The organism is Virgibacillus dakarensis, from assembly GCF_900155625.1.
In the GTDB taxonomy this organism is placed as follows: Bacteria; Bacillota; Bacilli; order Bacillales; family Amphibacillaceae; genus Lentibacillus_C; species Lentibacillus_C populi.
Window position 1 is genome coordinate 2604323 of sequence record NZ_LT732554.1, and the last position, 23148, is coordinate 2627470.

Here is a 23148-nt window from a genome sequence, read left to right on the forward strand (position 1 = left end):
AACGTACCGCTGTCCTCCTATCCTATTTCTTGCACCTATCTGATGTGGAATTAAGCAAGTTGTTCCATCTCTAGAATCGTAATTATCGTTGCCGAACCTTGCTTTAAAACCACAAGAAACATTTTATTGAAATAAGTGTGAAAGACAATAATACGATCTGGTTCTATCATGCATTTCCTCTCCCTTCGCAACTGCAAAGGTGGGTAATGATTTCTCCTTTCATAACCTTCGACAAGATTTTTATGGGAGTATTCTATATTCTTAAGAGGGAGGTGACGTCCATACAAGATGGACTAAAAGGCGGTTAACTAATCTGGTCAACCACCTTTATAATATTTCTTTCACCATTTTAAAAATTATCTTAAATGATCAAAGCTTTGTTTCTGACTTTACTTCAAACTCTTAACCAGTGCATCTAGACTATCCCACGTTTGCGTAATGCCTTCCAACAATCCCATGTCCAAAACAGCTTGCAGGGAATTCGCTGAATCGAATTCAGAACGACTGATCAATTTTGTTTGACTTCCCAAATCGTTGAATTCCATCGTGACCTCTGGAGAAGGCATAGATTCATTGATATTGCCTTCTGCATCTGAAAAATAATCCTTATAGACAATCTTTTCTGGCTCAATAATTTCTTTATAAATGGTTTTGTTCCAAGATTCCATTCCATATTCTTCTTGATTCTTATCAACACATTTCATGCAATAGTGCCATACGCCTCCCGTGCGAAAGTCCACGTTGCAGACAGGCAGTTCCCAACCGTCCGTACTCCACCAGCGCTTTAAATGCTCTGGTTCTTTAAATAATTGAAATAGTTGATCACGTGGCATATCATAAACGCGCTCTAAAACTAGAACCCTTTCATTCTCTACTCTTGAAACCATTTTGTTATTTGACATAATTTTTCCTCCTTATTTTTCACTCGTCCCTTTTTCGTTTGTTTTGCAATTCTTGTACATAATCGTCCAAGTTGTCAAATCTCTTTTCCATATCCTTTTGAAAGGAAGTCGCCCAATACTCTATTGCCCGGAAAGACTCAAGACGCAGCTTGTAAAATCGACGATTAGCTTCCGGCTTCACTTCTACAATTCCATTGTTACTTAACACCTTTAAATGTTTTGAAGCATGCGGCTGGCTCATTTCCAGCCGATTTGCAATTTCCCCTACGGTTAGTGGACCATCGCGCAGCAGTTCAACGATTGCCATCCGATTAGGTTCAGCCAGTGCGCTCAGCATAGATACATCTATGCCTTTAAATTTACCTAACAATGTTGCTCACCTCATTAATTCAATTATCTATTTTCATCGCATCCCCTTTCTGATGGCTGACATACTAATATGATTAGAATATAACTTAATAGGAATATAACTGTCAAGTTATATTCGAAAATAAAATCATTTTATTTGTAAGAAGTCACTAAAAATCTTAACAATAGGCTTTCTCTTGAATATTGAATGATACAACTATATATAAATAAATTGAAATTAGTATTTTAAGGTCTGGATTTCCACACGATAATCCGACTCCTCTTTTTTTCTTTAAAATTAACCATCTCTAAAGAATCCTTGACACAAAGGGTATTTGCCTAATTATATAACCCAACAAGAAGCAAAGTGGTATCGTGATCAGCACCGTAGCTAAAAACATGAAGGATGGTGGAAAGTGAATGACTTTCAATCCAGCAATAACAATAGCGATAATTGGTATATGAATGATGTAAATCACGAAGGAATGTGCTGACAAGAAGCTCCAACCCTTTCCTTGATGATAAATTCTTTTGCGAAAGAATATAATTAATCCAAGGATGATTCCAACGCAAAATAGGGCTTCCCAAAGAGAATAGACCAAAGATGTCCAGTTCCAGCCGCCAGAAAACTGTAATCCGTCTAACCCGAATATCAAGGCTAAGGGAAGGAGAAGAATCGATGCTCCAATTGCAATTCCAAACCCCGCCTTACCCATAGAATCAGGAGTATTTCGAAACCAATTGCGTTGGTAAGCAATGATGCCCAAAATGAAGAGCCCGACATATTGTGGAAGATCATAGCCACTTGCTGTAAAAAGTCCAACAAATGCTTGAACCCCGGGAGATCCGCCAGGCAAGCCGAGAGCCGGGACCCACAGTCTTATGATGAAATACGCTACTGCTAATATCATGACAAAGACGGTAACCATCGTGTAGGTAGGTGGCGTACTCTGACGAACTACTGAAAGCTTATTTTTGCTCATAAACTTCGTCCAGATTGCGTATAAACAAACGAATATGAAAAGTAGACCAACATACCACATCGGCCCATAGGTTAAATGTGAAAAGTAAGTTTGCCATGTTAATGGCTCCTGGTTAAGCATATAGGCTTCAATTGATTGAACTTGGCTAAGAATGAAAACGTAGAAGATAAACGGGACTAAGAACCGGATGCATCTATCTTTGATAAATCGGGCTGCCCCATTTCGTTCAAAAGATGAAGGGACAAAATAACCGGAAATAAGAAAAAATGTCCCCATGAAGAAAGTCTGATTAAAAGCAAGGAATAGAAGGCCCATAACAACCCCAATAGACCCTTGTGTTAATACCTCGTTATAGATGGAAAAATACACTAAATGATGTAGCACTACCAACACTGTAAGAGCTGCCCTTAGGTTATCAATAAAGTATAATCGTTCTTCCTTTTGGGGAGATGAGCTCCCTATATGGCTTGAATTCATCATAATTTTTATGTTTCCCCCTATAAAAATTTACAAATATAAATCAGGCGGAGCATTTCTAAAACTGCACCAAGTATCAGCACATCAAATTCGTACTTAACATGAGTTTCTTATAATAACTGTGGATAAATCTGAACTCTTTAAATTGCACGGCTATGTATAAGCCGTCCTATTTGCTGTATATTTTAATTTTCACTTTTAGTTGACCCGCTTATTTTCCAAGAGATTAAAGCTATGATCCCGCCAACAATTATAAATACAATGTCCATAACAATTTCAAATCCCTGAAACGCTTCAATATAATTTACCAAAAACCAACTTTTTCCGCCGTTAGTCAAATGATTAATTAATCCGCCTACTCCTTGTATAAAGAAAAGTAAACTAAGTCCACTGATAATTTCTTTCATGATGAACACCTCTTTTAATTTTTTAATTTAATATGCCTCTAAGGCCGATGTTGAAAAAAACCGCACCTACGATTCCTATCGCTACTAGGAGTGAAGAAATCGGGGCTTCGATTAATTTTGACCTGATTTTATTAAGAAATTGTTGCAGTCTCTCTTTAAACATAATATTAACCCCTAACAGAAGAAGAGAAGGAAGCACCATTACAAGATTGTAGCCAATTATAATAAAGATGGAGGAGACGGGCTCAATTGTTAGGTGATTCATTAACAAAATTGAATAAAAGTAAGGCAATGCAGTTACAAATTCAATTAGAAAAACAATGATACCTAATATGATTATCCCTTTCATCGTTGTTTTTTGGGGTATAAATGAAATTAAACGTTTTTTTGTAGTATCTTTTGGTTTACTGAAGCTAATTAGAACAATAACCGCTCCAAAAAGGATATAAAACCAATTGATATAGTCAAATTCAGATAATTGTCCGATTCCTTCCAATAGTGAATCCCCACCAAAGTATAGTAATAAGCCCACCAGAAAATAGCCAAACTGCGTAATAAACAAAAAAACAAGCAAGCGAGAGGATAATTGATTAGGCTGTGTCAGTAATAAATAAGCTGTTACAGCAAGTACACCAGGACTTAATATATCAACTAATGCGCAAATAGAAATAATTAGCAAAGCTATTGATGTGTCTATTGATGAAGAAGGCATTAATGCTTCAATACTTTCGATCAAATATAGAGTCCCTCCTTTTTATATGTTATAATTTAAATAACACAGTGTGTTGAAAACATAGTAACACACTGTGCTAAAAAAGGGAAGTGATTTTTTATGCCAAGGATTGTTAATCATGAAAAAAAGCGGAAGTTAATTGCTGAGGCCGCTTGGAATATTATTAAGGAAGAGGGAACAGAGAAAGCGTCAATAAGAAGAGTTGCAGTTGAAGCAGGCATGTCTACTGGAGCGTTAAGACATTATTTTTCAACTAAGGATGAAATGTTATTATTTATCATGAATTATTACCTGGAAGAAGGGAAAAAACGTTCTCAAAGTAAAAGTTGGTCAGAAAATCCATTGCAGGCAGTCGAGGAAGTTTTATTGGAGCTTGTACCAATTGATGAAGAAAAGAAAATCGAAACGAGTGTATGGTGGATCCTTGCACTTCAGTCACTTACAAGTGATACATTAAAAGAAAAAAAAGATGAAATGACTAACGGTACGTATGAATTAGCAAATTCAATGATCGAGATATTAGTTCTACAAGGGATTTTATCTGATTCAACTAATGTAAAATTAGAAAAAAGTAGGCTATCGGCATTAATTGATGGATTGTCCATTCATGCTCTGTTAAGACCTGATGTCTACTCTCCAGAAAAGGTGAAGGAAGTAATCCATTATCATTTAGAAACACTCTGCAATGAAGGTCAATTGAGTTAATTAGTAGATTCTGTTTTCAGAAAAAAATTTGACTTTTTTCACTTAAAAGGTGCAATAGTTGAGCAAGGAGGAGCCCAAATTTGGCAACTCCTATTGTGTTAAAAGGCAGATTAGTGGAAGAGGAAAATATAACTTTAATATTAAAATTATATATAAGTTTTTAGGGGCAAAAAAGTTTAATAGGGGATTCGAGTGGGAAATACTTCAGCTACTTAACGAGTTTTTACCGGTTATAATTGTCCGATTTCTTATATACCTCAATCTTAATATTGCAAAGCTCCTTCTATCAAGACTTTTCCAAAATCATTTAGTCAAATGATTAACAATATTATATTAGAAAATGGTGATTTAGATGGTGAATAGTGAGGATATCCCTAGACCAGAAAGTATTATTTTATTTGAAAAGACCATAAGACAGCATAATAAAGTAATAAATTTAAAAAAATAAATGAATATTATTATTCAATTGGATTGAATAATGGACGTATTTATAAAATATATCTTACTGATATATATACTGTTAGTTTGGCAGATGTAATGGAGTTATCCAGTTCTTATGATATCGATGCCATTGTAACTATTTCAGCATGGAATGGATATACCCTTGAGGCTAAGGAATACCTGAGCGCAATGCGATGGAAGGCAAATTTGGTGAAGGCAAACGGTTCTATGGATTGGGCCGTATTTTAGCATGCCTACGGGAAACAAGTGAAACAGTCATTGCCCTCCAATTCCTGGTGATGAATTTAGAAAAGGTCCTCCGGGATACTTTTTTGTCTTTTTTTCGTTGGATAATTGATTTATTCAACTCGAACAACAGCGAAAAAGTGCGAGTGATTTTGAATTATTGATTAGTTATTCAGTAGCCCCTAGTTAGTAGTCTATTTCTTGAAATTGCAGAGCATATTTATTGATTAAGTCAATTTGCATCCATTTCCAATCAAAATTTAGATTACCTATCACTGCAATTTGATATACTTTATTTTCATTAATATTATCTTGGATTTTTCCTCTGTAGATTTTTGTTCTAAACTTCCATTCACCTTTTTGATTCATAGTTTTAATTATGAGATTATAATAATAGTATTTCTCTCCTTTAGAATTTATTTTTTCCCTTTCTTCAACCTTTAACTTTACTTTTCCATAGAAAACATGTAAATCTGTTCCATCTGATTCATCGATCCATCCAGCTAGCCTTTTCCTTCTAAGTGATTTTAAAAGATGTTTTTTTCTAGTCGTATCTGGAATTAGCATAGGATGTTCTTTCGGCTGCGTACTTGTTTTTTCTTGTTTAAAAGCAGTCTCTTCTTTTTTCTTGTTTTTACAAAGTATATTCAAGATGGAATTTAATCTATCTTGAACTTGCTTAGGAGTTAAACTGTCTACATATTGTTTAATATGTTGCTTAGGTGCATATTCATATTTATATGAACAGTTGTCTGGGTGTTGAGTTGAAGGTTTTCTTTTTAAATGCGCACGTCTTTTTGAAGTCTTCTGAACAAAAAACAATTCAGCTTTTTGACATTCGGGACAAAACATAAAACCATCGTAAGGTTCATAATTACCGTTGTGTTTATTTGCGTAATCACTAATTTCTTCTACAGTACAAATATTTTGTGTTTTACTATAGAAAAAGTCTTCAAAGCTTTTGGGTTTATTAGTCATATAATCACCTTTATGATAAGATATTGTTAAATATATCCTATCATGATATTTCAATATATTCATGTGGTAAATCTCTTATAGTATCTAACAGAAGGCGTAACTAGGTTTAGCTAAAGATGCTATAATTAAATAAAGATGATTTTTTGTTTGACGTTTTCTAAACGCAGTTCTACCATTGTGATACCCGTATATTGTGGCGCAACATCAGACAGTAAAAGGAGTGTCTTTGAAAAAGCGCCATCCGCACCAATCATTACGTCAACGATAGCAGTTTTCCCATTCTTGAAAGAAAGCCTGATTTTTTCATTTTCCAACTGATTTGCTTCTAATAATTCATATCCCCAATGGATCGTATCAGGATCTATAGATTCTAACAGGAGTTCCCGTAATCACCACGATCTATTTCTGGTCGTTGGATATCATCTTGATTAGTAATTTCGTCCATATATATCTTTCCTGTTTTATCAAGTAAGCGAAAATCCTGTCCTTCGTGCCTTGCTAATGATTGAAATGATTCAAATAACCCGGCTTCTTTTAAAGCCTGTTGTCCTGTTCCGCTATGAATATCCAGTGTACCGCCTTGCTGCCGATGTGTTGCAGATGGTTCGCGTTCGAAGACGATCGGTTCTAATCCATGTTTTTGCAGAATGCTGCGTAAGGTAAGTCCGTCTAAACCAGCTCCGATAATCGCGACGTTTTGTTCCGTTTTACTATCTGCCATTTTAGAGCCTCGCTTTCTATTTTAGATAAATTTTCTCTAAAAAGTCATGATATTTGGGAACAAGAGGAGTATAAAATTCTGATAGGTTACGTAATAAGGTATACATTTATTTTTAAAATCTATCAATAAAGTTAAATGATTTTTGAAAGAACTTTGTTAATCTATAGTGAAGAGTTTTTTGTTATGAGTAGGTGAGGAAGATCGAAGACTATATCTTAATTCGTAAAATAAAATCTGGTGATACTGAGGCCTGGGAGAAACTAGTAAATAAGTACTATAATCAAATCTTTACATTTTGTGTACGAAGATGTTGGGGCGATCAAATTTTAGCTGCTGATTTAACCCAAGATATCTTTCTAAAAGTCATTGAAAACATCGAGAAATACAAGTTTAGTGGGAAATTCTTTAATTACTTATTTACGATTACTGTTAATGTATGTAACAACTACTATAACAAAAAGAAATTCACACAGTCTGAATTAGATGAAAAAGTTTTAAATCTTGGTTCTGAAAGCCTTATTACTAATTTAATGATGCAGGAAAGTGCAAACCAAATACAAGTCGCATTAAATACGCTTCCTGATATTCAAAGAGAAGCTTTAATTTTGAAATATTACTATGATTTAAAAGTGAAAGACATTGCCAAAATTACTGGTACAAGCGTTTCTACATCCCAATCAAGGATTAATCAAGGTCTAAAAAAACTCAGTAAATTATTAGATAGAGAGGGGTTTATGAATGAATAATGAAACAATTGAAAAAATGAAAACCTACGAAATTAAAATTGATGAATTTCAGAGGCAAGAGATAATTGATTTAGGAAAGCAAAAAATAATTAAAAATCAACTTTGCAAATATTCTCTGTTTGACCTTTTTCGTTCGTCTATTCGATTCACTAGACTACATACTTGGTTGATTCAATTCGCTCTCCTCATCTTGACAACCTTTTTAATTACTAAAGTTATTAACGATGAGCCATTCATATTTATCGTGCAAAGCTTAACAGTGACAGTTATCTTTTCTGTTATTTTCTTTATCGATGAATTATTCCGCAGTTTTACATCTGGAATGTGGGAATTAGAGCAAACACTAAAATATGATTTGCGTCAGCATACAGTTATAAAATTACTTATTTTTGGATTGGCCGATTTATTATTAATTACTTGTCTAGCTTTTATTTGTCAAGGTGTTATGGCAATTTCTTTTTGGAAAATCATTTTATATTTACTCGTTCCTTTTAACCTTACTTGTATTGTTCTGTTTTCTCTTTTCACGATTTGGAGAAATACTCTCTCTTCTGCTGTTTTGTGGATTAGTTCAGGACTAGTTCTGATGTGCGTCATGTTTTTAGCCAACTTTTTCAATATTTATGAGTTCGAGATGAAATATTGGGGGGCAGGATACATTTTTTCAATAATACTTTTAATATTTATTGTAATGAATATGCTTAAAGTAAAAAAATGGGAGGCATTTTGCTAATGCTATTAGAGCTAAATAATATTACCAAAAACTATGACGATACGGTTGTTCTTAATGATGTCTCATTTAGTTTAGAACCAGGCGTTTACGGCCTTTTAGGTTCAAACGGATCAGGAAAAACGACTTTATTTAGAATCATCTGTGGCGTGATTAAACAAAATGCAGGCACAGTCAATTATAATCATGACGATGCACGAACCAATCCAGATGCCTTTCGCTCAGTATTGGGCTTTTTACCACAAGATTTCAGTTATTATCCTGACTTCACAGGGATGAAGTTCATGTTATATATCGCTGCTCTCAAAGGGATAAACAAAAATTTTGCAAAAAAAAGATGTCTAGAACTTTTAAAACTAGTTGGGTTAGAAGATGTGAAGAATAAAAAAATAAAAAAGTACTCTGGAGGAATGAAACAACGGTTAGGGATTGCACAAGCAATGATAAATGATCCAGAAGTATTGATTTTGGATGAACCAACAGTTGGTTTAGATCCAAAAGAACGGGTTCGATTTAGGAATTTAATTAGCTCTTTTTCTGAAAATAAAATTGTCATCCTTTCGACTCATATTGTTTCAGATGTTGAGTATATTGCAGACGAAATACTTGTTTTGAATCAAGGGAAACTTGAAAACAGAGGTGTTTCCTCTGCACTAGTCAATACCATTAATGGGTATGTTTGGGAGTCTATGGTTGAAACAGATAAACTGGATGAGATGTTAGCAAAACATATTATTAGCAACCAAAAGCACGAAGCAACAGGAACAATATTAAGAATTATTTCAAAAGAAAAACCTTCTAATAATGCCCAACAAGTTCAACCAACATTGGAAGATTTATATCTATACTATTTCAGAGAGGACGCTGAAAGATGAGAACAATTGTTAAGTATGAAATTGAAAAAAGTCTAAAAAACAAAACGTTTATTGGCGCGATGATTGTATCATTGTTTGTTTTGGCAGGTATATTGTTCATTGGTTTTCATTATTCACAACTAAACACTAAACAAGGCGAGGGAATGGAACTTTATCATAAGGTCGTTGGGGAAAGTACTGGAGAATTTTCAGATCAAAAAGTAAGAGAAATTCTTGCAGATTATATGGATAGATTCCAAAGTACTGATGTGGATAGCAGAACTTTTGATTTATTCTCCTGGGAAATTGCTGATACATTTTTCCCAAATGATGAAAGTGTCTATTCAAAAATGAATGATGCAATGGAACAAGGTGAAAAAATTACCATTGATCAAATAAACCTTAAAACAATGAAAGATATAGGGTTTACCCAATTTCAAATGCCTTTGAAAATTGGAAGTTTTGTTACATGGAAGGACCTTTTTAAAGTCACAAGCCATTTATTCATTCTTACAAGTATTATAGCAATTTTAATATGTTCTCTTGTTTTCTCTAGCGATACTTCGAGAAATATGAATCAGTTATTATTGTCTACAAAGTTTGGCAGAAATAAATTAACAATCTCAAAAATCATCGCTGCAACTTTGATTTCGATTTTTGTATTTCTCTTTATTCAAGTGATATCACTAGGAGCTTTCTATGTTTATAATAGTGGCTTTAGTGGTTGGGACACTAGTATTCAAACAAACTTTTCACTAGAGCTGTTTAGTTTTCCGGTTGAGATCAATCATTTACAAGTGTTCTGTTTAGCTGTAGTTCTTCATTTTTTTAGTTTGCTAACGATCGTAGGGATCACAATATTTGTTTCATCTATCACTCGTTCACCGTTCAGTGCTTTAACAATATCATTAGGTTTGTTCTTTTTGCCAAAAGCATTAACTCAACTATTTAAAAGGGGCATGGTATATAAGCTATTAAACTTGTTTCCAATCAATAACTATAGTATTGAGGATTTTTTAACTCTAATGAGTACAAAACGAGAATTTATTCTCAATTCTTTTGTACAAAATATAGTGGTTACCCTGGTTGTTCTATTGGTTATGAAAATCGTTTCAGATGGTGTCGTGTATTTACGAATGAAACAGTACCAAGTCACATGATATTTTAGAGGGTTGGGAGAATATGGAGGATTATAAAGCTGTTCTAACCAACCCGAAGCAATACAATTAAGAACAATGGCCTGCTTGCGAAGCTACCTCTTTAAGGCGTTGCAAGTAACATGCCCTTATAGAGCTAAGCCAAACCACCTGTTGAACAGGTGGTCCGTGATTTTCAGGTTCTACTCGAAACGCAAATATTCCAATTTATCAATCGCATGATCAAAGATGCGTGATGTTTAGTATTGGGGGAGTGGATGTGGAATTCGAGTGTCGCTCGTCTCCCCCGAGCTCCAGTACCGCTACGATCCGTTCCTGCGGCCGAATTCCAAATGACTTACACCGTTCTCGATCATAAATCCATTCCGGAATCGTGCGGCGCACGTGCCACGGTTTGGATTTAGCCAACAATTGAAAGTTCTGGATCAAACAGCATATCGCTGCATAATCCTCTTCCTGCTTGTGGGGATCAGCTTCTTCCTTTGCCACGACCAGAAGAAACCACGGCGAAGCATCCTCATATGAAGTTCGGAGTTTACCAGTCGCTTTACCGCCAGTCACATAGATAAAGCGCCACGGTTCCCGTAGTCCGTCGTTCGGTGCCCAGACGGCCTCATTCAGAATTTCCAGAACGCTTTGCGAAGAAACCCGAAGATTATCCGATTGCGGCCTATCGTCCCCATCGATCGCGGTCCATTTCTGTTCCGCCGGCGTTCTTTTTTTCCGGGTTCTCGGCGTTTTTTCAAGGTATCCTATGTTTAAAATCCCGGCGAACCTTTCCCCTTTTCGCAAACCGATTTCCTTAAAAAATGACTCGCTTTTAATCATTGGTTCCGTATACCATAGCATGCCCAACCCGTGTTCCCAGCCGAGCAGTTGAAAATTTTGCATGATGCTGCAGACCGCAGCGTAATTTTCGTCGCTCTGCCGCTGATTTCCGGCGGATTCTGCAATGAAGATCAAGTGAGCGGGTGTATCTGATACTTTTTTTGTGATAAAATCAATCATTTTGGCGGGAAAAAGCCTTCCAAGATTGCTTTCCTTCATCTTAGCTATCATGCTCTTGGCCAGCCTTTGACGCGACTCCTGCGTGCCGAAATGCACACAGCGCCAGTGTGGCGTTCCCTCAGATTCGTACAGACTTGCAGCTTCATTCAGCAAGGAAACGATCAATTCTTGTTCTATCGGAGTAGCATTAAATTTCCGGATGGATCTACGTTCTCTTATCGTCTTGGAAACATTCAATATAATCCCTCCTAATCATTATTGTTTATAAGTAAATTAAAAACAAAATTTAGTCTATTGTTTCCTTGCATTCGGGCTAAAAATTGCCTGAAGCTCATTATCGGAGTAGCTGTTTAAAAATGGGTAAAGCGCCGCTTCTCCTCTTCATACAAAGCGCGATGAAGTTCAAACAGTTAACTATAAACGCCCGGAAGTCAATGGTAAGTAATTGAGGGAGAACGTGTTCCTGATTGTGAATGGCTCTGTTTCTTGCGCCAGTTTTATGTGCATTAGCCATATGCATTTCCTACCATCTTCAATTTTTGTTTACATGTAAACTATATACTATGTAAAGAAGGTCTGTCAATTTATTCTTTGAGACTGTATGTGTCATCATGGTGGAGTACTCCACCGAGATTCACCAGTGCAAAATGTGGCGGAGAAATTTTTCCAGAGTATTATAAAGAGATACAGAAATATAAACTATCGGATTTTCTATAACCTTGATAGATTGAAAAGGACCGGGCGGGGTTTGCTTGTTTTTCTTAAATGATTGGTATTTTTGGATAAATATGTAAGTATTTATTTTTTATAAGCAGCCCGTATAGACATAGACTTCCTGAGAACAAAGCCATGGAGGTTTCCTCACCTAAAAAAACACGCAAATGCGTGTTTTTTTATAATAAGAACTGCATGAAAGCTGTTGCCATGCCGAAGTAAATCATGATGGATATGATATCATTAATCGTCGTGATAAAAGGCCCTGATGCCACTGCAGGGTCGATTTTCATTCGGTCCATGATGAGTGGAACTACTGACCCGGCGAGGGTGGCTACGGTCAATGCGACCAGTAATGTCATCCCTACAAGCAAACCAAGGAAAAGCTGACCTTTCCATAAGAAAATAACCAATGCGATAACAATGCCGCAAGCTGTTCCCGTAATCAAACCGGTACCAGCTTCTTTCAACATTAAGCGTGTTTTACCGCCTTGGCCATACTCACTAGTAGCCAATCCTCGAACCGCTACAGCCAAGGCTTGCGTTCCCGAGTTTCCTGCTGTTCCAGCGATAACAGGTATAAATGCTGCCAGCAGCGCCACCTTGGAGATGGTTTCTTCAAACATGCTGATCAAACTGGCAGTGAACATACCGAGAAACAGCAAAATGATCAGCCATGGCAAGCGTTTTTTAGCGGCTTTGAATGGATTGCTTTCAGGGGAGTCGACATCTGAGATTGCAGCGAATTTCGAATAATCATCACTTGCCTCTTCATCCATGACATCCAAAATATCATCCACTGTAATAATCCCGAGTAAATGTTTTTGAAAATCAACGACGGGTACAGCCAAAAAGTCATAGTCTTTCATCATCTGGGCGATTTCTTCCTGGTCCCTGCCGACAGAAACATACACTACCTTTTCATTCATAATATCACGAACGAGGGTATCCTCATCGGCAATAATCAAATCACGCAAGGAGAGTACCCCAACTAAACGTTTATCTTCATCAACGACATAAAGATAATAAATCGTCTCGGCATCAGGAGCCTCCTGTTTTAACTGTTTCATTGTTTCGGCGACCGTGCTTCGTTTATTCAACGCGACAAATTCGGTCGTCATGATACTTCCGGCCGTTTTTTCCTCATAATGCAGCAATTGCTTGATCTCCTCAGCTGCATCCTTGTTCATGATAGTCAGGAAACTGGCTACTTTGTCCTTTTCCATCTCATTTAAAATGTCGACAGCATCGTCTATTGCCATTTCGGATAAAACAGCTGAAGCAAATCGCGGATCCATTTCCGAAAAATATTCACCGGTATCGTCCAATTCAATATGCTCCATTAAATCAGCTGTTTCTTCAGGAGATAAAAACGTATAGATTTTCATCCTGCTTTCTTCAGGCTGCTCTTTGAAAAATGTCGCCCGATCATATGGATGTATATCAAGAAAATATTGCCTAAATAAGGTAATCTCACCCATATCCAGTGCATTTTGTAAGTTATCATTATATTCTTTCAGTGTTTGGTTATTTTCCAATGAAAACACCCTCCTTTCGTTTTTTTATCTGAAAGATCTTGGCGCTTAAGGACTCAAAATTATGAAATTCATTAATAGAATAAAGGGCTCCCCCTTCAAACACTTTCCTGAATTACGGGATCGCAACATTCATCATTGTTACATTTATTGTATTAAACAACACCATAAAACAAATAGAATAAAGTAATAATTTTTGTTTCCCTGTTATGTTTTTAAATCCGCCTTATCTAACTTATCCTTTAAAGGCCTCCCGGTTTCCGGAAATACGATACGGGGCTGGCCTTCAAGGGGCAGAATCGACCAAAAAGGATATATACAAATCGCTGCCATACACCTTTTTGTATTTGTTATAAAACCACCATTCGTTTTTGTTATGGATAATATGTTGCCCTTAGGCAAACTTTATTCAACACAGAAACATAGTAAGATGAATTGTTAATGCTTTTTTAAAATCATTTGGGGAAATCGACATATCACTTGCTACCCCCAACGATGGAGGACTATCTATATATTTGTTAACGCAACAAAAAGGTTATGTCCGAGTTTAAGATGAAGCGCTCGACATTCAACATTGTGAAAGGCTCTGTTTCCTGCGCCTGTTTAAAGTCTTGAGAATTAGCCGCCAACTCTCTTTAATTTTTGTTAACAAATAAACCATATATTATTTAAATAATATAAACAAACACCTTTATTCCTTTGAATTATTGTTAATGTATAAACTATATACCGTGTAAAGCAGGTTTGTCAATTTATTTTTTGTGATTCACTATCATGTATTGAAGTAACCGACAAAGCCGGCAATGGAAGCGACCAAACGGGGCCTGAATTTGATCATGAATTCAAATGTATGTTCAGAAATTGATTGTTTATAATGAATATGATATGTTAGTTTACAAACAAACAATTGTACAATAGAGGATAGTATAAATATAATTTTGGAAAAAAGGGGATGTTAAGCATAATGGATCCGTCCGAGGGACTTAAGCGATTACTGTACGACCGCTTTCTCCACTTTTCGCATCTAACCGAACAAATTTTCACAACCGAGATTGATGAGTTTGATAATCTCGCCCGGCTGCAGGGGATTACCTCATATCCGAACAATATGACAACCGTTCACGTTATTGATTGCATCGGCAACAACGAGCCAATAAACAACAAATCTATTGCAGAGAAAATGAATTTGTCCAAGGCGAGTATTACGAAAATCAGCACCAACCTGCTTAAGGAAGGCTACATTAAGCGGAGCCGGATGAACGACAACAAGAAAGAAGTGTATTTCAGCCTTTCATCCAAAGGCAGACAGATCTTCGAGGTGCACGCCATGATGCATGAAATAATAGAGCGTAGATTTATCAGTTTATTGAACTCATTTTCGGAATCGGAGCTGCAGGCATCGCTGAAATTTTTCCAAACGATGATCGACCAAAGTGACAACATCGTGAGAGGAGACGGAAGGGCGTGAGTAGGCTACAACTCGAATGAAGGTCCGTAACAGAAGGTCCGGGTAGGAAAAGCCATACAACTGGCCGTTTTCGTTCTGGTGGAAGAAAATCTTTAATTTGCCCCCATTGGTCATCACGTATTTCGTATCCCGCCATATCAGTATAATACTCTTCCATTTAAAGGTCAGATTCATGAGATAATAATCCATCTATCATATGTACAGCATTCCTTAAAATTCGTATTGAATACTTTTGCATAAAAAGAAGAAAATTTTGTGGAGACAGGTAAGGCAAATGGATTAAATCCAAATTACTATCTTCGCTATCTTTCCGGGAAGCTTCCCAACATAGATTTGACAGATATTGATGTCTTAGACTAATTACTTCCATGGTCAACAACTTTACCAGTTACTTGCATTTCCTTTAACAAGTTATCTAAATAATAACCCAGACCCCATATAAAAATATAGGTGGGGTCTATTTGACGCTTATTACTGAACAATTCGCTAAGTTTAATTAGATGCGTCGTAGAACGAGAAATACGATCAAGTTTATATACAACAATTTTATCGCCACTATGTAAAACTTCCTTCTTTCAATCATTATAATAGAACCCTTAGTCATTGGGTATTTCTAATAAATTAATTAAATTGGGTACTGCTCATTTTGCCAAATGCAAAACCGAGTTTTCCTTCTTTGATGAAGTTTTCCATTGTTCCGCGCTTAGCGTAAAATTGCACGACATCCTTTGGTGAATCTTCTAGCGTTGTCACAATAACAGTATTCTTACATGTTGACAGTATTAAAGCTAGATGATATTATCATTTTATAAAATGATAATGATTTGAGGGTATATGGACAAGAAAAGACTAATTTATATCTTGATCGTGTATGATAATGAAGTATTTTGAGCACTTATTACGACGACGATCAAATTGGGAGTAGGTGTTAATTAACTATTTTAATTCTCCAATCACTAAAGCCTATCTGGGATCCTTAAAACGTATAATCATGACCATGTTTGGTGTGATACTCTTTTGAGGGTCTTTTGCAGTAAAATACAGGTTTGTTTATTATCTGAAGTTGTTGGAATAATAGTCCATGCTTTTGATATCGGGATGCTATTGAAAAAAATAGAGCAATATGGAAGAAAATGAACGAAGTCACGAATATTTATTTTAAATTACCTGCAAACCAGCAAATTAAAAGTTTATGAGGTGAATGATTTGATTTCTAAACCTAGTAAGATAAATACACTTTTTCTTTTAATGGTTTGTGTGTTTATCGCCACGGCTGCATTTGGGTTGATTATCCCGATATTACCGGCCTTTATGGATAAATTCAATACAAACGGACAAATGATGGGGTTACTAGTTGCGACATACGGCATTATTCAGCTTTTTTTATCTCCAATTGCTGGACGTTTTGCTGATCGCTATGGTCGAAAAAGAATCATTGTGATGGGTTTAATTTGTCTTACTTTATCTCAATTATTCTTTGCTTTTTCTTTCCATTTTTGGTTGCTTTTTTTGGGAAGGTTTTTAACGGGTATTGCAGTCTCCCTGTTAATTCCCGGTGCTATGGCATGTATTATTGATATAACGACAGAAGAAGAACGTGCTAAGGGCCTGAGTTTCCTTAATGCTTCCATATCATTTGGTTTTGTCATAGGCCCTGGGATTGGGGGTTTTTTGACAGCGTATGGTTTATATGTACCTTTTTATTTTGCTGCTGCCGTATCTTTTGTTTCCTTTTTACTTTCGTTTTTTTTACTACCTGAAACCTTAGAAAAGAAGGGACAGATGCCAAAAGAAGCCACCGCTTCAACCCAATCAATGATACAGCAATTATTACGTTCAATTCGGGCACCTTACGTTGTTCCATTGCTTTTGGTTTTTCTCTATAGTGTATCCTTATACATTTTTGAAGCGATTTTTGGACTGTTTGTCGACAAGCAATTTGGTTTTACAGCAAAAGATATTGCGATGGTGATTTCGATTGCAGCGTTTGTAAGTGTCATTGTTCAACTAACATTTACGAATAAATTTGTTTCCCTTTTTGGTGAATCGAAGGTTATGAACGGTACATTGGTAGCTGGTGGCTTAAGTTTTTTATTGCTCTTATTCACCACACGCTTTTTTAGTATCTTATTGATGACATGTTTGCTTTACACTGCGACTTCTATACTGCGTCCAGTTATCAATACAGTGCTATCCAAGTTAGCTGTAAATGAACAAGGATTTATTGCAGGTATGAACAATGCATATGTAAGCCTAGGGAGTGTAGTTGGTCCTATATTAGGGGGGATTTTATTTGATATTAACACTTATTTCCCTTATATAGTAGGAGTATTAGCTTTTTTGGCTGGCTCAGTGCTGTTAACATGGAAGCATAAATCCCTTTTGTCAACAAGCATTTCGTAATTGCATTATAGTTATAAAAGGTTTGGTAATAGGTTGATAGTACCCGTGATGATTTAAGAATCGAGCTGTTTAGAAATGCAGCCAATGAGATACATAATTAAAGCCCAACGTGGATATCTGATTAGATTTTGCTGAATCTGAATAGACTCTCTTACAAATTGACAACGTTATATTGAGATGATATTATCATTTTATAAAATGATAATGTAAATGGAGGGTAATCCAATGAAAGGAAAGGCCGATTTACTTCTTCATCCCGTGCGAATGCGAATTGTACAACAATTGTTGCTAAACAAATCGCTGACGATAGCTCAACTTGTAGAGATACTCGGTGATGTTCCTCAAGCTACGCTATATCGTCATATAAATCTTTTACTCGAAGCAAACCTTATTGAAGTCATTGAAACAAAAAAGGTGAAAGGAACAGAGGAACGCAAATTCTCAGTTAAAATAGATAACTTGCAAATTCCTGAAAGCGAAATTGAAACGACATCACGGGAAGATCACATCCGTCATTTTTCCGTATTTCACAGTAATTTGCTTCAATTAGCGACGTCTTATTTGGCGGATACGTCTCCTGAACAATATAAAAAAGAGGGATTTAGTTATGCGTATACACCTTTGCATCTATCCGATGAAGAATTTCATGAACTTACACAATCCATTCAACAGGCCATTGAGAAAGTGATCCACAATCAGCTAACACCTGCACGAACCACTCGAATTTTTGCTAGTATGTTTATCCCACAAAAATCACCAAAAGAGTAAGGGGGTCCACACATGCATTATGGGTATCACATTGGGATCGACGAATTCGCAGATTGGTTACCGCTGCTTTTACCCATCTTGATCCTACATCTCATATTATTATCTGTGGCATTATGGGATTTAGTAAGAAGAGATCAAAGTGCGGATTATAAATGGATGTGGGGAGCGATTATTATTTTGATTAATATAATCGGCCCCATTTTATACTTTATCTTCGGTAGGAAGGAACGATCATATGCATCTACTTCAGGTAAGTCATCTTCAAAAAAAGTACGGAAGTCATGAGGTTGTTCAAAACATTAATTTTCACATTAATCGGGGGGAATGTGTCGCTCTTCTTGGTCCTAACGGGGCAGGTAAAACAACGATTATTAAAATGATCTTAAATATAAACAAACTTACAGGTGGTCAAATCTTGCTTAACGGAAAACGCCATGACCAAATGTGTCAATTTATTGGATATTTACCGCAGCATCCCACTTTTGATCCGTGGATGACAGGAAAGGAATTGCTTACATTCATGGGCGGACTTTCAAATATAGATAAGGAGGTATTGGAACAAAGAATCAACGAATTGCTGGATCTGGTAGGGCTGGGTGGGGTGGAAAATCAGTTTATTGGGACCTATTCGGGAGGGATGAAGCAAAGGTTAGGAATTGCACAAGCACTTATCCATCAACCAAAATTATTGATCATGGATGAACCGGTTTCTGCATTGGATCCATTAGGACGAAGGGATATATTGGAATTGCTTAAAGTGATCAAACAGACATCAACCATTCTTTTTTCCACGCATATTCTGCATGATGCCGAAGAGCTTTGCGATAAGATCCTTATCATAAATCAGGGGCAATTACTTGTTAACGGATCCATTAATCAAATCATTGAAGAGACTCAACAACCTATTTTTATTATTCAGGCACCTCGAATAGGCGAATGGACACACGAGCTTGTTAATGAGGACATTGTTGAATCTATTGAACTAACAGGAAATGCTGCCAAGGTGCGGGTTAAAAATATCGAGCGGGGGAGAAACTGGCTGTTAAGCAATATCACGCGTTTACAACCCCCGGTTCAAAAGCTTGAACTCGTACAGGAAAGCTTGGAAGAGATCTTTATAAGGATGGTGAAATCATCATGAATCACTTCACTGTTCTGTTAAAGAGAGAGTGGTTGGATGCAAGGAGAAGTTACAAAATATTATGGTTGCCCGTCGTATTTATGTTTTTGGGAGTCCTTCAACCTTTATCGTCTTTTTATTTACCGAAAATTTTAAAAATGGCCGGTGGACTGCCTGAAGGAATGGCTATTTCATTACCCGAGTTAACGGCTGACGAAGTATTAGCTGGTACCTTAACCGATCAATTTGACCAAATGGGCTTAATCGTCATTGTTATAGCGGCGATGGGTATCATCGCATCGGATAAAAATAATGGTATGTTAGCGTTTATTTTGACGCGCAACACGACACTTGTTGAATATTTGTTAAGTAAGTTGTTGGGGCATGCAGTAATGATTCTAGGTTCCGTATTCCTCGGATTCCTGACGGCAGTTTTTTATACTTTTCATTTCTATCAAACGGTTTCCGTGGCTAGGGTTGTGGCAGGACTGGGTGTTTATCTCATCTGGAGCCTGTTTATGTTGACCTTCGTAATCGCCATGGGCACTTTATTGGCAAGATCATCGGTTATTGTACTATTGTCCATTTTTGTTTTAATCCTGTTGAAAATTGTTACCTTATTAGGTGGAGGATTTCAGGTCTTAAATCCGGCGCATTTGACCAATCAGGCTGTTAGCATCATAACGTCCGGTAATATGTTACCATACTTTTTCATAACAGTGACTGTAACGTTATCGCTTATTGTTTTGTGTTTATTATTTGCAACATCGTATTTATCCCGAAAGGAACTGCCTTCTATGTGATTTTTTTAATTAGGTTACTGGTTAAATAATCCATGGATGATATGCTGTCTAAATTGGAGGGGATACAAGATGAGTTTTCAAGTTGTGGCGGGTGATCGTGTGTTACTACTAAATATTTCAGGATGGACAGCGGCTTTGACTTTGAGGAAGGAGATCAAAATACCTTACACCTCAATTGAAGAAATTCGGGTGGGGAAATTTCATTTTCCATTGACAGCTGCTATTAAGAGAACGGGCATCACGACACTTGACTATAAAGCCGGAATATTCATTATTGAAGGCGAGAAATACTTTTTAGTCTATCGTAGTACAAATGAAGTCGTTATGCTTCGTTTGAAGGGGTGTGAGTTTGATCAAGTTGTATTTGAAAGGGGAGATCAAGAACAACTGGTAAATGATATTCTGAGGCGTTGTCCTTCACTCAATGTTACAAAGGATGATGAAATATGATTGAAAAACTTACTCCCTTTCTAATTTTTTGCGCAGCGTTGGGATCTGGGCTGATTGCAGGATTGTTCTTTGCATTTTCGTCATTTGTCATGAACGCTCTCTACCGGATCCCTCCAGAACAAGGAATTTCGGCTATGCAGTCCATAAACAGCGCTGTGCTAAACCGACTATTCCTGACTGTATTTATGGGGACATCTCTCGTTTGTATGGTACTAGTGATCATTTCATTATTTAATTGGAAAGATCCGAATGCCATTTATATACTTGCTGGTAGTTTACTTTATCTTCTAGGTAGCTTGCTAGTCACAGCGGTATGCAATGTTCCTCTAAACGATGTGTTAGCCAAAGTAATGGCCACGGACGCAGAAAGTGTGGGTCTATGGAAAGATTATCATTTAAAATGGACCGTTTGGAACCATGTACGGACTATGGGAAGTTTTGCTGCATTAACTATATTCGTTTACGTACTCTGGCGAATGTAATCCACTTTCTTTCATCATCAATCAGGAATACCTAAAGGCATTCCTGATTTCTCTTGTCCGATCTTCATTTCGCTATTAAACCTTCTTCCAAACATTTTTCTATGGCTTGATCACGATTACTTACATTAAGCTTCGCATACATGTCGGAAGCATAGTTCCTAACTGTACCTTCTGATAAATAAAGTCTGGCAGCAATGGCCTTATATCGCAAACCCTTGGCTAAATAGTTGATAATCTCAAGCTCCCGCGGCGTAAGTCCATAATCATTTTTGTTATATTCTTCATATGAAACATTTCGGTCTTTCAGTTCTTCAAACACCTGATTGGCAATTTCATGATGAATAATGGTATCTCCACGGTGTATGAAGCGAAGGGTCTCCATCAGCTCTTTCGGTTGAATGGACTTGAGCAAATACCCGTTTGCTCCTTTTTGCAGAGCCTCTACAGCTTGATTGACGTCCTCGAAGGATGAAAGGATGACAACTTTTATCATGGAGTTCTTTTCCTTTATCACCTCCATGGCCTCTATTCCGTTCATATTTGGCATGTTCACATCCATGAGTACGATATCGGGCTTGGTTTGACCGCATAATGTCAGTGCCTCCTCTCCTGATTCAGCCATGCCGACAATTTGCAACTGACTTTGACTCTCCAATGCCGTCCTCAAACTATCTAAAATAATACGTTGATCATCCACCAGGACTACCTTGATGGCTTCAGTGTTGTCTTCTGAGTTTCTTGGAATCGTGCAGATCACCACCGTTTCTTCAATATTGTCTGTATGTATGGATAAGTTTCCTTGCAAGGCCTGCAATCTTTCTTTCATAGCGCTTAAGCCAAAGCCCAGCTCCATTTTTTTCCCTCGTTCTTTTACACCATTGTCTTCAACTTGTAAGCGTAACTCCAAGCTGTCGAAGTAAAGGGATACTTTAATCTCACTTGCCCGCCCGTGTCTGACAGCGTTCGTTAATGCTTCCTGTATGCAACGAATGATTGTTAATTTAACTGCCTTCGGTAAGCTGTACTCATCTCCAAAACACCGAAACTTCACAGAAGTATCCGTACTCTCCATAAATTTGTTCATTAACTGCTTTGCATATTGAATAAGGGATAGATCCATTGTTGATGGTTCCAACTGGTGTACAAGCAATCGCATATCTTTTAAGCCGTCACGTGCTGAATCCAGCAAAGCATTCAGTTTATGTTCAACCTTTTCATCAGCCAATGAAGAACGGATCGACTCCATCCCCATGATCATAGTTGTAAAGGTATGACCGACCGTATCATGCAATTCGCGTGATAAACGATTCCGTTCCTCCAACAATGAGAGTTGCTCCACCTGGTGCACATATTGTTCAAGCACGCTGTTTTGCTCACGTATGATCAAACCTTGCTTGTGGTTAGTTACAAGTAATTGAAAAGCATAGCCGAGTCCAAACGCTACACCATAATTCGATATTAAACGAAGAACGGTGTCGGCCAAAGACTGATCGGTCACCATCCCTATGATAAAAGGAATGGCCGCGATGGTTAGGGGGCCAGACCAAATATATACGCTTTGAATGCTGTAAAAACCTATAACAAAAGCAATCGGGATAAACTGCCATAATGCATCGTGAAGAACGAAAGCTAAAATAATACAGTAGCTCCCAGAAATGATGATCTCGGTAAGTATGAAATATTTTCTGTAAAATTGCTGAATTAAAAACGGAACTGAAAAGACGATAAAAGGCAATCCAAACAGAATCCAAAGCGGAAATGATAAATCATCATGAAATTCCCATAAGCCGATTAGTACCGAGAGTAACCAAATGGAGCGAACAGCAAATACCATCCAGTCATACCAGTACCACTTTTTTATTATGTCATACATAATAGTACCCTCACTTATCTTTTCACACTGTTACTATCATCATTTTACTACAAGCTACTAGGAATATCAGTCACTAAAACAAATGACAAAATATCA

General features: G+C 36.9%; 24 protein-coding genes and 3 pseudogenes. 14 read left to right on the plus strand and 13 right to left on the minus strand.

Going from position 1 to position 23148, the window contains the following annotated elements; translation table 11 throughout:
* Positions 1-389 precede the first annotated feature (389 nt).
* The 5 genes from CZ382_RS22015 to CZ382_RS22035 form a co-directional block, all read right to left on the minus strand.
* Entirely contained in the window at positions 390-902 is a 513-nt protein-coding gene (locus CZ382_RS22015) for an SRPBCC domain-containing protein (protein WP_088053215.1), read from the minus strand.
* A gap of 19 nt (positions 903-921) precedes the next feature.
* Positions 922-1272 (minus strand): ArsR/SmtB family transcription factor, encoded by a 351-nt coding sequence (locus CZ382_RS22020; RefSeq protein ID WP_196406374.1) that lies wholly within the window; start codon positions 1270-1272, stop codon positions 922-924.
* A gap of 286 nt (positions 1273-1558) precedes the next feature.
* Entirely contained in the window at positions 1559-2713 is a 1155-nt protein-coding gene (locus CZ382_RS22025) for an acyltransferase family protein (protein ID WP_235000487.1), read from the minus strand.
* Between the two features lie 182 nt (positions 2714-2895).
* The gene (locus CZ382_RS22030) at positions 2896-3117 is read right to left on the minus strand and encodes a hypothetical protein (RefSeq protein WP_088053216.1); all 222 of its coding nucleotides are present in this window, start codon (positions 3115-3117) and stop codon (positions 2896-2898) included.
* Positions 3118-3139: 22 nt separating this feature from the next.
* Positions 3140-3853 carry a GAP family protein gene (locus CZ382_RS22035; protein WP_088053217.1) on the minus strand — a complete coding sequence of 238 codons (714 nt, stop codon included), beginning with the start codon at positions 3851-3853 and terminating at the stop codon, positions 3140-3142.
* 96 nt (positions 3854-3949) lie between these two features.
* Here CZ382_RS22035 and CZ382_RS22040 point away from each other — a divergent pair, with 96 nt between their 5' ends.
* On the plus strand, positions 3950-4555 hold the full coding sequence (locus CZ382_RS22040; protein WP_088053218.1) for a TetR/AcrR family transcriptional regulator: 606 nt from the start codon (positions 3950-3952) through the stop codon (positions 4553-4555).
* 623 nt (positions 4556-5178) lie between these two features.
* A pseudogene (locus CZ382_RS22050) lies at positions 5179-5406 on the plus strand (transposase); the annotation flags it as partial.
* Between the two features lie 22 nt (positions 5407-5428).
* On the opposite strand, the gene CZ382_RS22055 reads toward CZ382_RS22050, so the two are convergent.
* From CZ382_RS22055 to CZ382_RS24450, 3 genes are all read right to left on the minus strand, one after another.
* A complete protein-coding gene (locus tag CZ382_RS22055; RefSeq protein ID WP_200809555.1) occupies positions 5429-6283 on the minus strand; it encodes a hypothetical protein in 855 nt (284 codons plus the stop codon).
* A 62-nt stretch (positions 6284-6345) separates the two neighbouring features.
* Positions 6346-6534 carry a hypothetical protein gene (locus tag CZ382_RS24445; protein WP_088053220.1) on the minus strand — a complete coding sequence of 63 codons (189 nt, stop codon included), beginning with the start codon at positions 6532-6534 and terminating at the stop codon, positions 6346-6348.
* Between the two features lie 56 nt (positions 6535-6590).
* Positions 6591-6941: an FAD-dependent oxidoreductase gene (locus CZ382_RS24450; RefSeq protein ID WP_088053221.1), complete on the minus strand. Its 351-nt coding sequence runs from the start codon at positions 6939-6941 to the stop codon at positions 6591-6593.
* Positions 6942-7132: 191 nt separating this feature from the next.
* Here CZ382_RS24450 and CZ382_RS22070 point away from each other — a divergent pair, with 191 nt between their 5' ends.
* From CZ382_RS22070 to CZ382_RS22085, 4 genes are read left to right on the plus strand one after another with little or no spacing between them, the layout of a single operon-like run.
* Entirely contained in the window at positions 7133-7687 is a 555-nt protein-coding gene (locus CZ382_RS22070) for an RNA polymerase sigma factor (RefSeq protein WP_088053222.1), read from the plus strand.
* Positions 7680-8420: a hypothetical protein gene (locus CZ382_RS22075; RefSeq protein WP_088053223.1), complete on the plus strand. Its 741-nt coding sequence runs from the start codon at positions 7680-7682 to the stop codon at positions 8418-8420. The genes CZ382_RS22070 and CZ382_RS22075 overlap by 8 nt, the downstream gene beginning before the upstream one ends.
* Complete coding sequence (locus tag CZ382_RS22080; protein ID WP_088053224.1) at positions 8420-9292, plus strand: ABC transporter ATP-binding protein; 873 nt, start codon at positions 8420-8422, stop codon at positions 9290-9292. Before CZ382_RS22075 ends, CZ382_RS22080 begins: the two co-directional genes overlap by 1 nt.
* Positions 9289-10431, plus strand: a complete 1143-nt coding sequence (locus CZ382_RS22085) for an ABC transporter permease subunit (RefSeq protein WP_088053225.1) — start codon at positions 9289-9291, stop codon at positions 10429-10431. The genes CZ382_RS22080 and CZ382_RS22085 overlap by 4 nt, the downstream gene beginning before the upstream one ends.
* A gap of 219 nt (positions 10432-10650) precedes the next feature.
* Here the strand turns inward: CZ382_RS22085 and CZ382_RS22090 are convergent, their stop codons facing one another.
* Positions 10651-11673 (minus strand): nitroreductase family protein, encoded by a 1023-nt coding sequence (locus tag CZ382_RS22090; protein WP_200809556.1) that lies wholly within the window; start codon positions 11671-11673, stop codon positions 10651-10653.
* Positions 11674-12329: 656 nt separating this feature from the next.
* Positions 12330-13688, minus strand: a complete 1359-nt coding sequence (mgtE, locus tag CZ382_RS22095) for a magnesium transporter (protein ID WP_088053227.1) — start codon at positions 13686-13688, stop codon at positions 12330-12332.
* Between the two features lie 961 nt (positions 13689-14649).
* Between mgtE and CZ382_RS22100 the strand changes: the two genes are divergently transcribed.
* Positions 14650-15153: a MarR family transcriptional regulator gene (locus CZ382_RS22100; protein WP_088053228.1), complete on the plus strand. Its 504-nt coding sequence runs from the start codon at positions 14650-14652 to the stop codon at positions 15151-15153.
* A 470-nt stretch (positions 15154-15623) separates the two neighbouring features.
* Here the strand turns inward: CZ382_RS22100 and CZ382_RS22105 are convergent.
* Together CZ382_RS22105 and CZ382_RS22110 are read right to left on the minus strand one after the other, a co-directional pair.
* Positions 15624-15722, minus strand: a pseudogene (locus CZ382_RS22105) (recombinase family protein); the annotation flags it as partial.
* A 58-nt stretch (positions 15723-15780) separates the two neighbouring features.
* Positions 15781-15906 (minus strand): annotated as a pseudogene (locus tag CZ382_RS22110) (transposase); the annotation flags it as partial.
* Between the two features lie 453 nt (positions 15907-16359).
* On the opposite strand from CZ382_RS22110, the gene CZ382_RS22115 reads away from it, so the two are divergent.
* The 7 genes from CZ382_RS22115 to CZ382_RS22145 all read left to right on the plus strand — a co-directional run bounded on the left by CZ382_RS22115 (position 16360) and on the right by CZ382_RS22145 (position 21179).
* Positions 16360-17556, plus strand: a complete 1197-nt coding sequence (locus tag CZ382_RS22115; protein WP_235000488.1) for an MFS transporter — start codon at positions 16360-16362, stop codon at positions 17554-17556.
* Positions 17557-17781: 225 nt separating this feature from the next.
* Positions 17782-18324: a helix-turn-helix domain-containing protein gene (locus CZ382_RS22120; protein WP_159457859.1), complete on the plus strand. Its 543-nt coding sequence runs from the start codon at positions 17782-17784 to the stop codon at positions 18322-18324.
* Between the two features lie 12 nt (positions 18325-18336).
* Positions 18337-18609, plus strand: coding sequence for a PLDc N-terminal domain-containing protein (locus CZ382_RS22125; RefSeq protein ID WP_088053231.1), 273 nt, complete (start codon positions 18337-18339; stop codon positions 18607-18609).
* On the plus strand, positions 18560-19465 hold the full coding sequence (locus CZ382_RS22130) for an ABC transporter ATP-binding protein (RefSeq protein WP_088053232.1): 906 nt from the start codon (positions 18560-18562) through the stop codon (positions 19463-19465). Before CZ382_RS22125 ends, CZ382_RS22130 begins: the two co-directional genes overlap by 50 nt.
* Positions 19462-20247 (plus strand): ABC transporter permease, encoded by a 786-nt coding sequence (locus CZ382_RS22135; protein WP_140392761.1) that lies wholly within the window; start codon positions 19462-19464, stop codon positions 20245-20247. The genes CZ382_RS22130 and CZ382_RS22135 overlap by 4 nt, the downstream gene beginning before the upstream one ends.
* Positions 20248-20316: 69 nt before the next feature.
* Positions 20317-20697 (plus strand): hypothetical protein, encoded by a 381-nt coding sequence (locus CZ382_RS22140; protein WP_088053234.1) that lies wholly within the window; start codon positions 20317-20319, stop codon positions 20695-20697.
* Positions 20694-21179 carry an anthrone oxygenase family protein gene (locus CZ382_RS22145; protein WP_088053235.1) on the plus strand — a complete coding sequence of 162 codons (486 nt, stop codon included), beginning with the start codon at positions 20694-20696 and terminating at the stop codon, positions 21177-21179. Before CZ382_RS22140 ends, CZ382_RS22145 begins: the two co-directional genes overlap by 4 nt.
* Before the next feature lie 64 nt (positions 21180-21243).
* On the opposite strand, the gene CZ382_RS22150 is transcribed toward CZ382_RS22145, so the two are convergent.
* Entirely contained in the window at positions 21244-23052 is a 1809-nt protein-coding gene (locus tag CZ382_RS22150) for a hybrid sensor histidine kinase/response regulator transcription factor (RefSeq protein ID WP_088053236.1), read from the minus strand.
* Positions 23053-23148 lie beyond the last annotated feature (96 nt).

What these genes read in the sequence shown, in the direction of transcription:
- CZ382_RS22015 (WP_088053215.1), bottom strand. Translation starts at nt 902, where the DNA reads ATGTCAAATAACAAAATGGTTTCAAGAGTAGAGAATGAAAGGGTTCTA.
- CZ382_RS22025 (WP_235000487.1), bottom strand. Translation starts at nt 2,713, where the DNA reads ATGATGAATTCAAGCCATATAGGGAGCTCATCTCCCCAAAAGGAAGAA.
- CZ382_RS22030 (WP_088053216.1), bottom strand. Translation starts at nt 3,117, where the DNA reads ATGAAAGAAATTATCAGTGGACTTAGTTTACTTTTCTTTATACAAGGA.
- CZ382_RS22040 (WP_088053218.1), top strand. Translation starts at nt 3,950, where the DNA reads ATGCCAAGGATTGTTAATCATGAAAAAAAGCGGAAGTTAATTGCTGAG.
- CZ382_RS22055 (WP_200809555.1), bottom strand. Translation starts at nt 6,283, where the DNA reads ATGAATATATTGAAATATCATGATAGGATATATTTAACAATATCTTAT.
- CZ382_RS24450 (WP_088053221.1), bottom strand. Translation starts at nt 6,941, where the DNA reads ATGGCAGATAGTAAAACGGAACAAAACGTCGCGATTATCGGAGCTGGT.
- CZ382_RS22075 (WP_088053223.1), top strand. Translation starts at nt 7,680, where the DNA reads ATGAATAATGAAACAATTGAAAAAATGAAAACCTACGAAATTAAAATT.
- CZ382_RS22080 (WP_088053224.1), top strand. Translation starts at nt 8,420, where the DNA reads ATGCTATTAGAGCTAAATAATATTACCAAAAACTATGACGATACGGTT.
- CZ382_RS22085 (WP_088053225.1), top strand. Translation starts at nt 9,289, where the DNA reads ATGAGAACAATTGTTAAGTATGAAATTGAAAAAAGTCTAAAAAACAAA.
- CZ382_RS22100 (WP_088053228.1), top strand. Translation starts at nt 14,650, where the DNA reads ATGGATCCGTCCGAGGGACTTAAGCGATTACTGTACGACCGCTTTCTC.
- CZ382_RS22120 (WP_159457859.1), top strand. Translation starts at nt 17,782, where the DNA reads ATGAAAGGAAAGGCCGATTTACTTCTTCATCCCGTGCGAATGCGAATT.
- CZ382_RS22125 (WP_088053231.1), top strand. Translation starts at nt 18,337, where the DNA reads ATGCATTATGGGTATCACATTGGGATCGACGAATTCGCAGATTGGTTA.
- CZ382_RS22130 (WP_088053232.1), top strand. Translation starts at nt 18,560, where the DNA reads ATGCATCTACTTCAGGTAAGTCATCTTCAAAAAAAGTACGGAAGTCAT.
- CZ382_RS22135 (WP_140392761.1), top strand. Translation starts at nt 19,462, where the DNA reads ATGAATCACTTCACTGTTCTGTTAAAGAGAGAGTGGTTGGATGCAAGG.
- CZ382_RS22140 (WP_088053234.1), top strand. Translation starts at nt 20,317, where the DNA reads ATGAGTTTTCAAGTTGTGGCGGGTGATCGTGTGTTACTACTAAATATT.
- CZ382_RS22145 (WP_088053235.1), top strand. Translation starts at nt 20,694, where the DNA reads ATGATTGAAAAACTTACTCCCTTTCTAATTTTTTGCGCAGCGTTGGGA.
- CZ382_RS22150 (WP_088053236.1), bottom strand. Translation starts at nt 23,052, where the DNA reads ATGTATGACATAATAAAAAAGTGGTACTGGTATGACTGGATGGTATTT.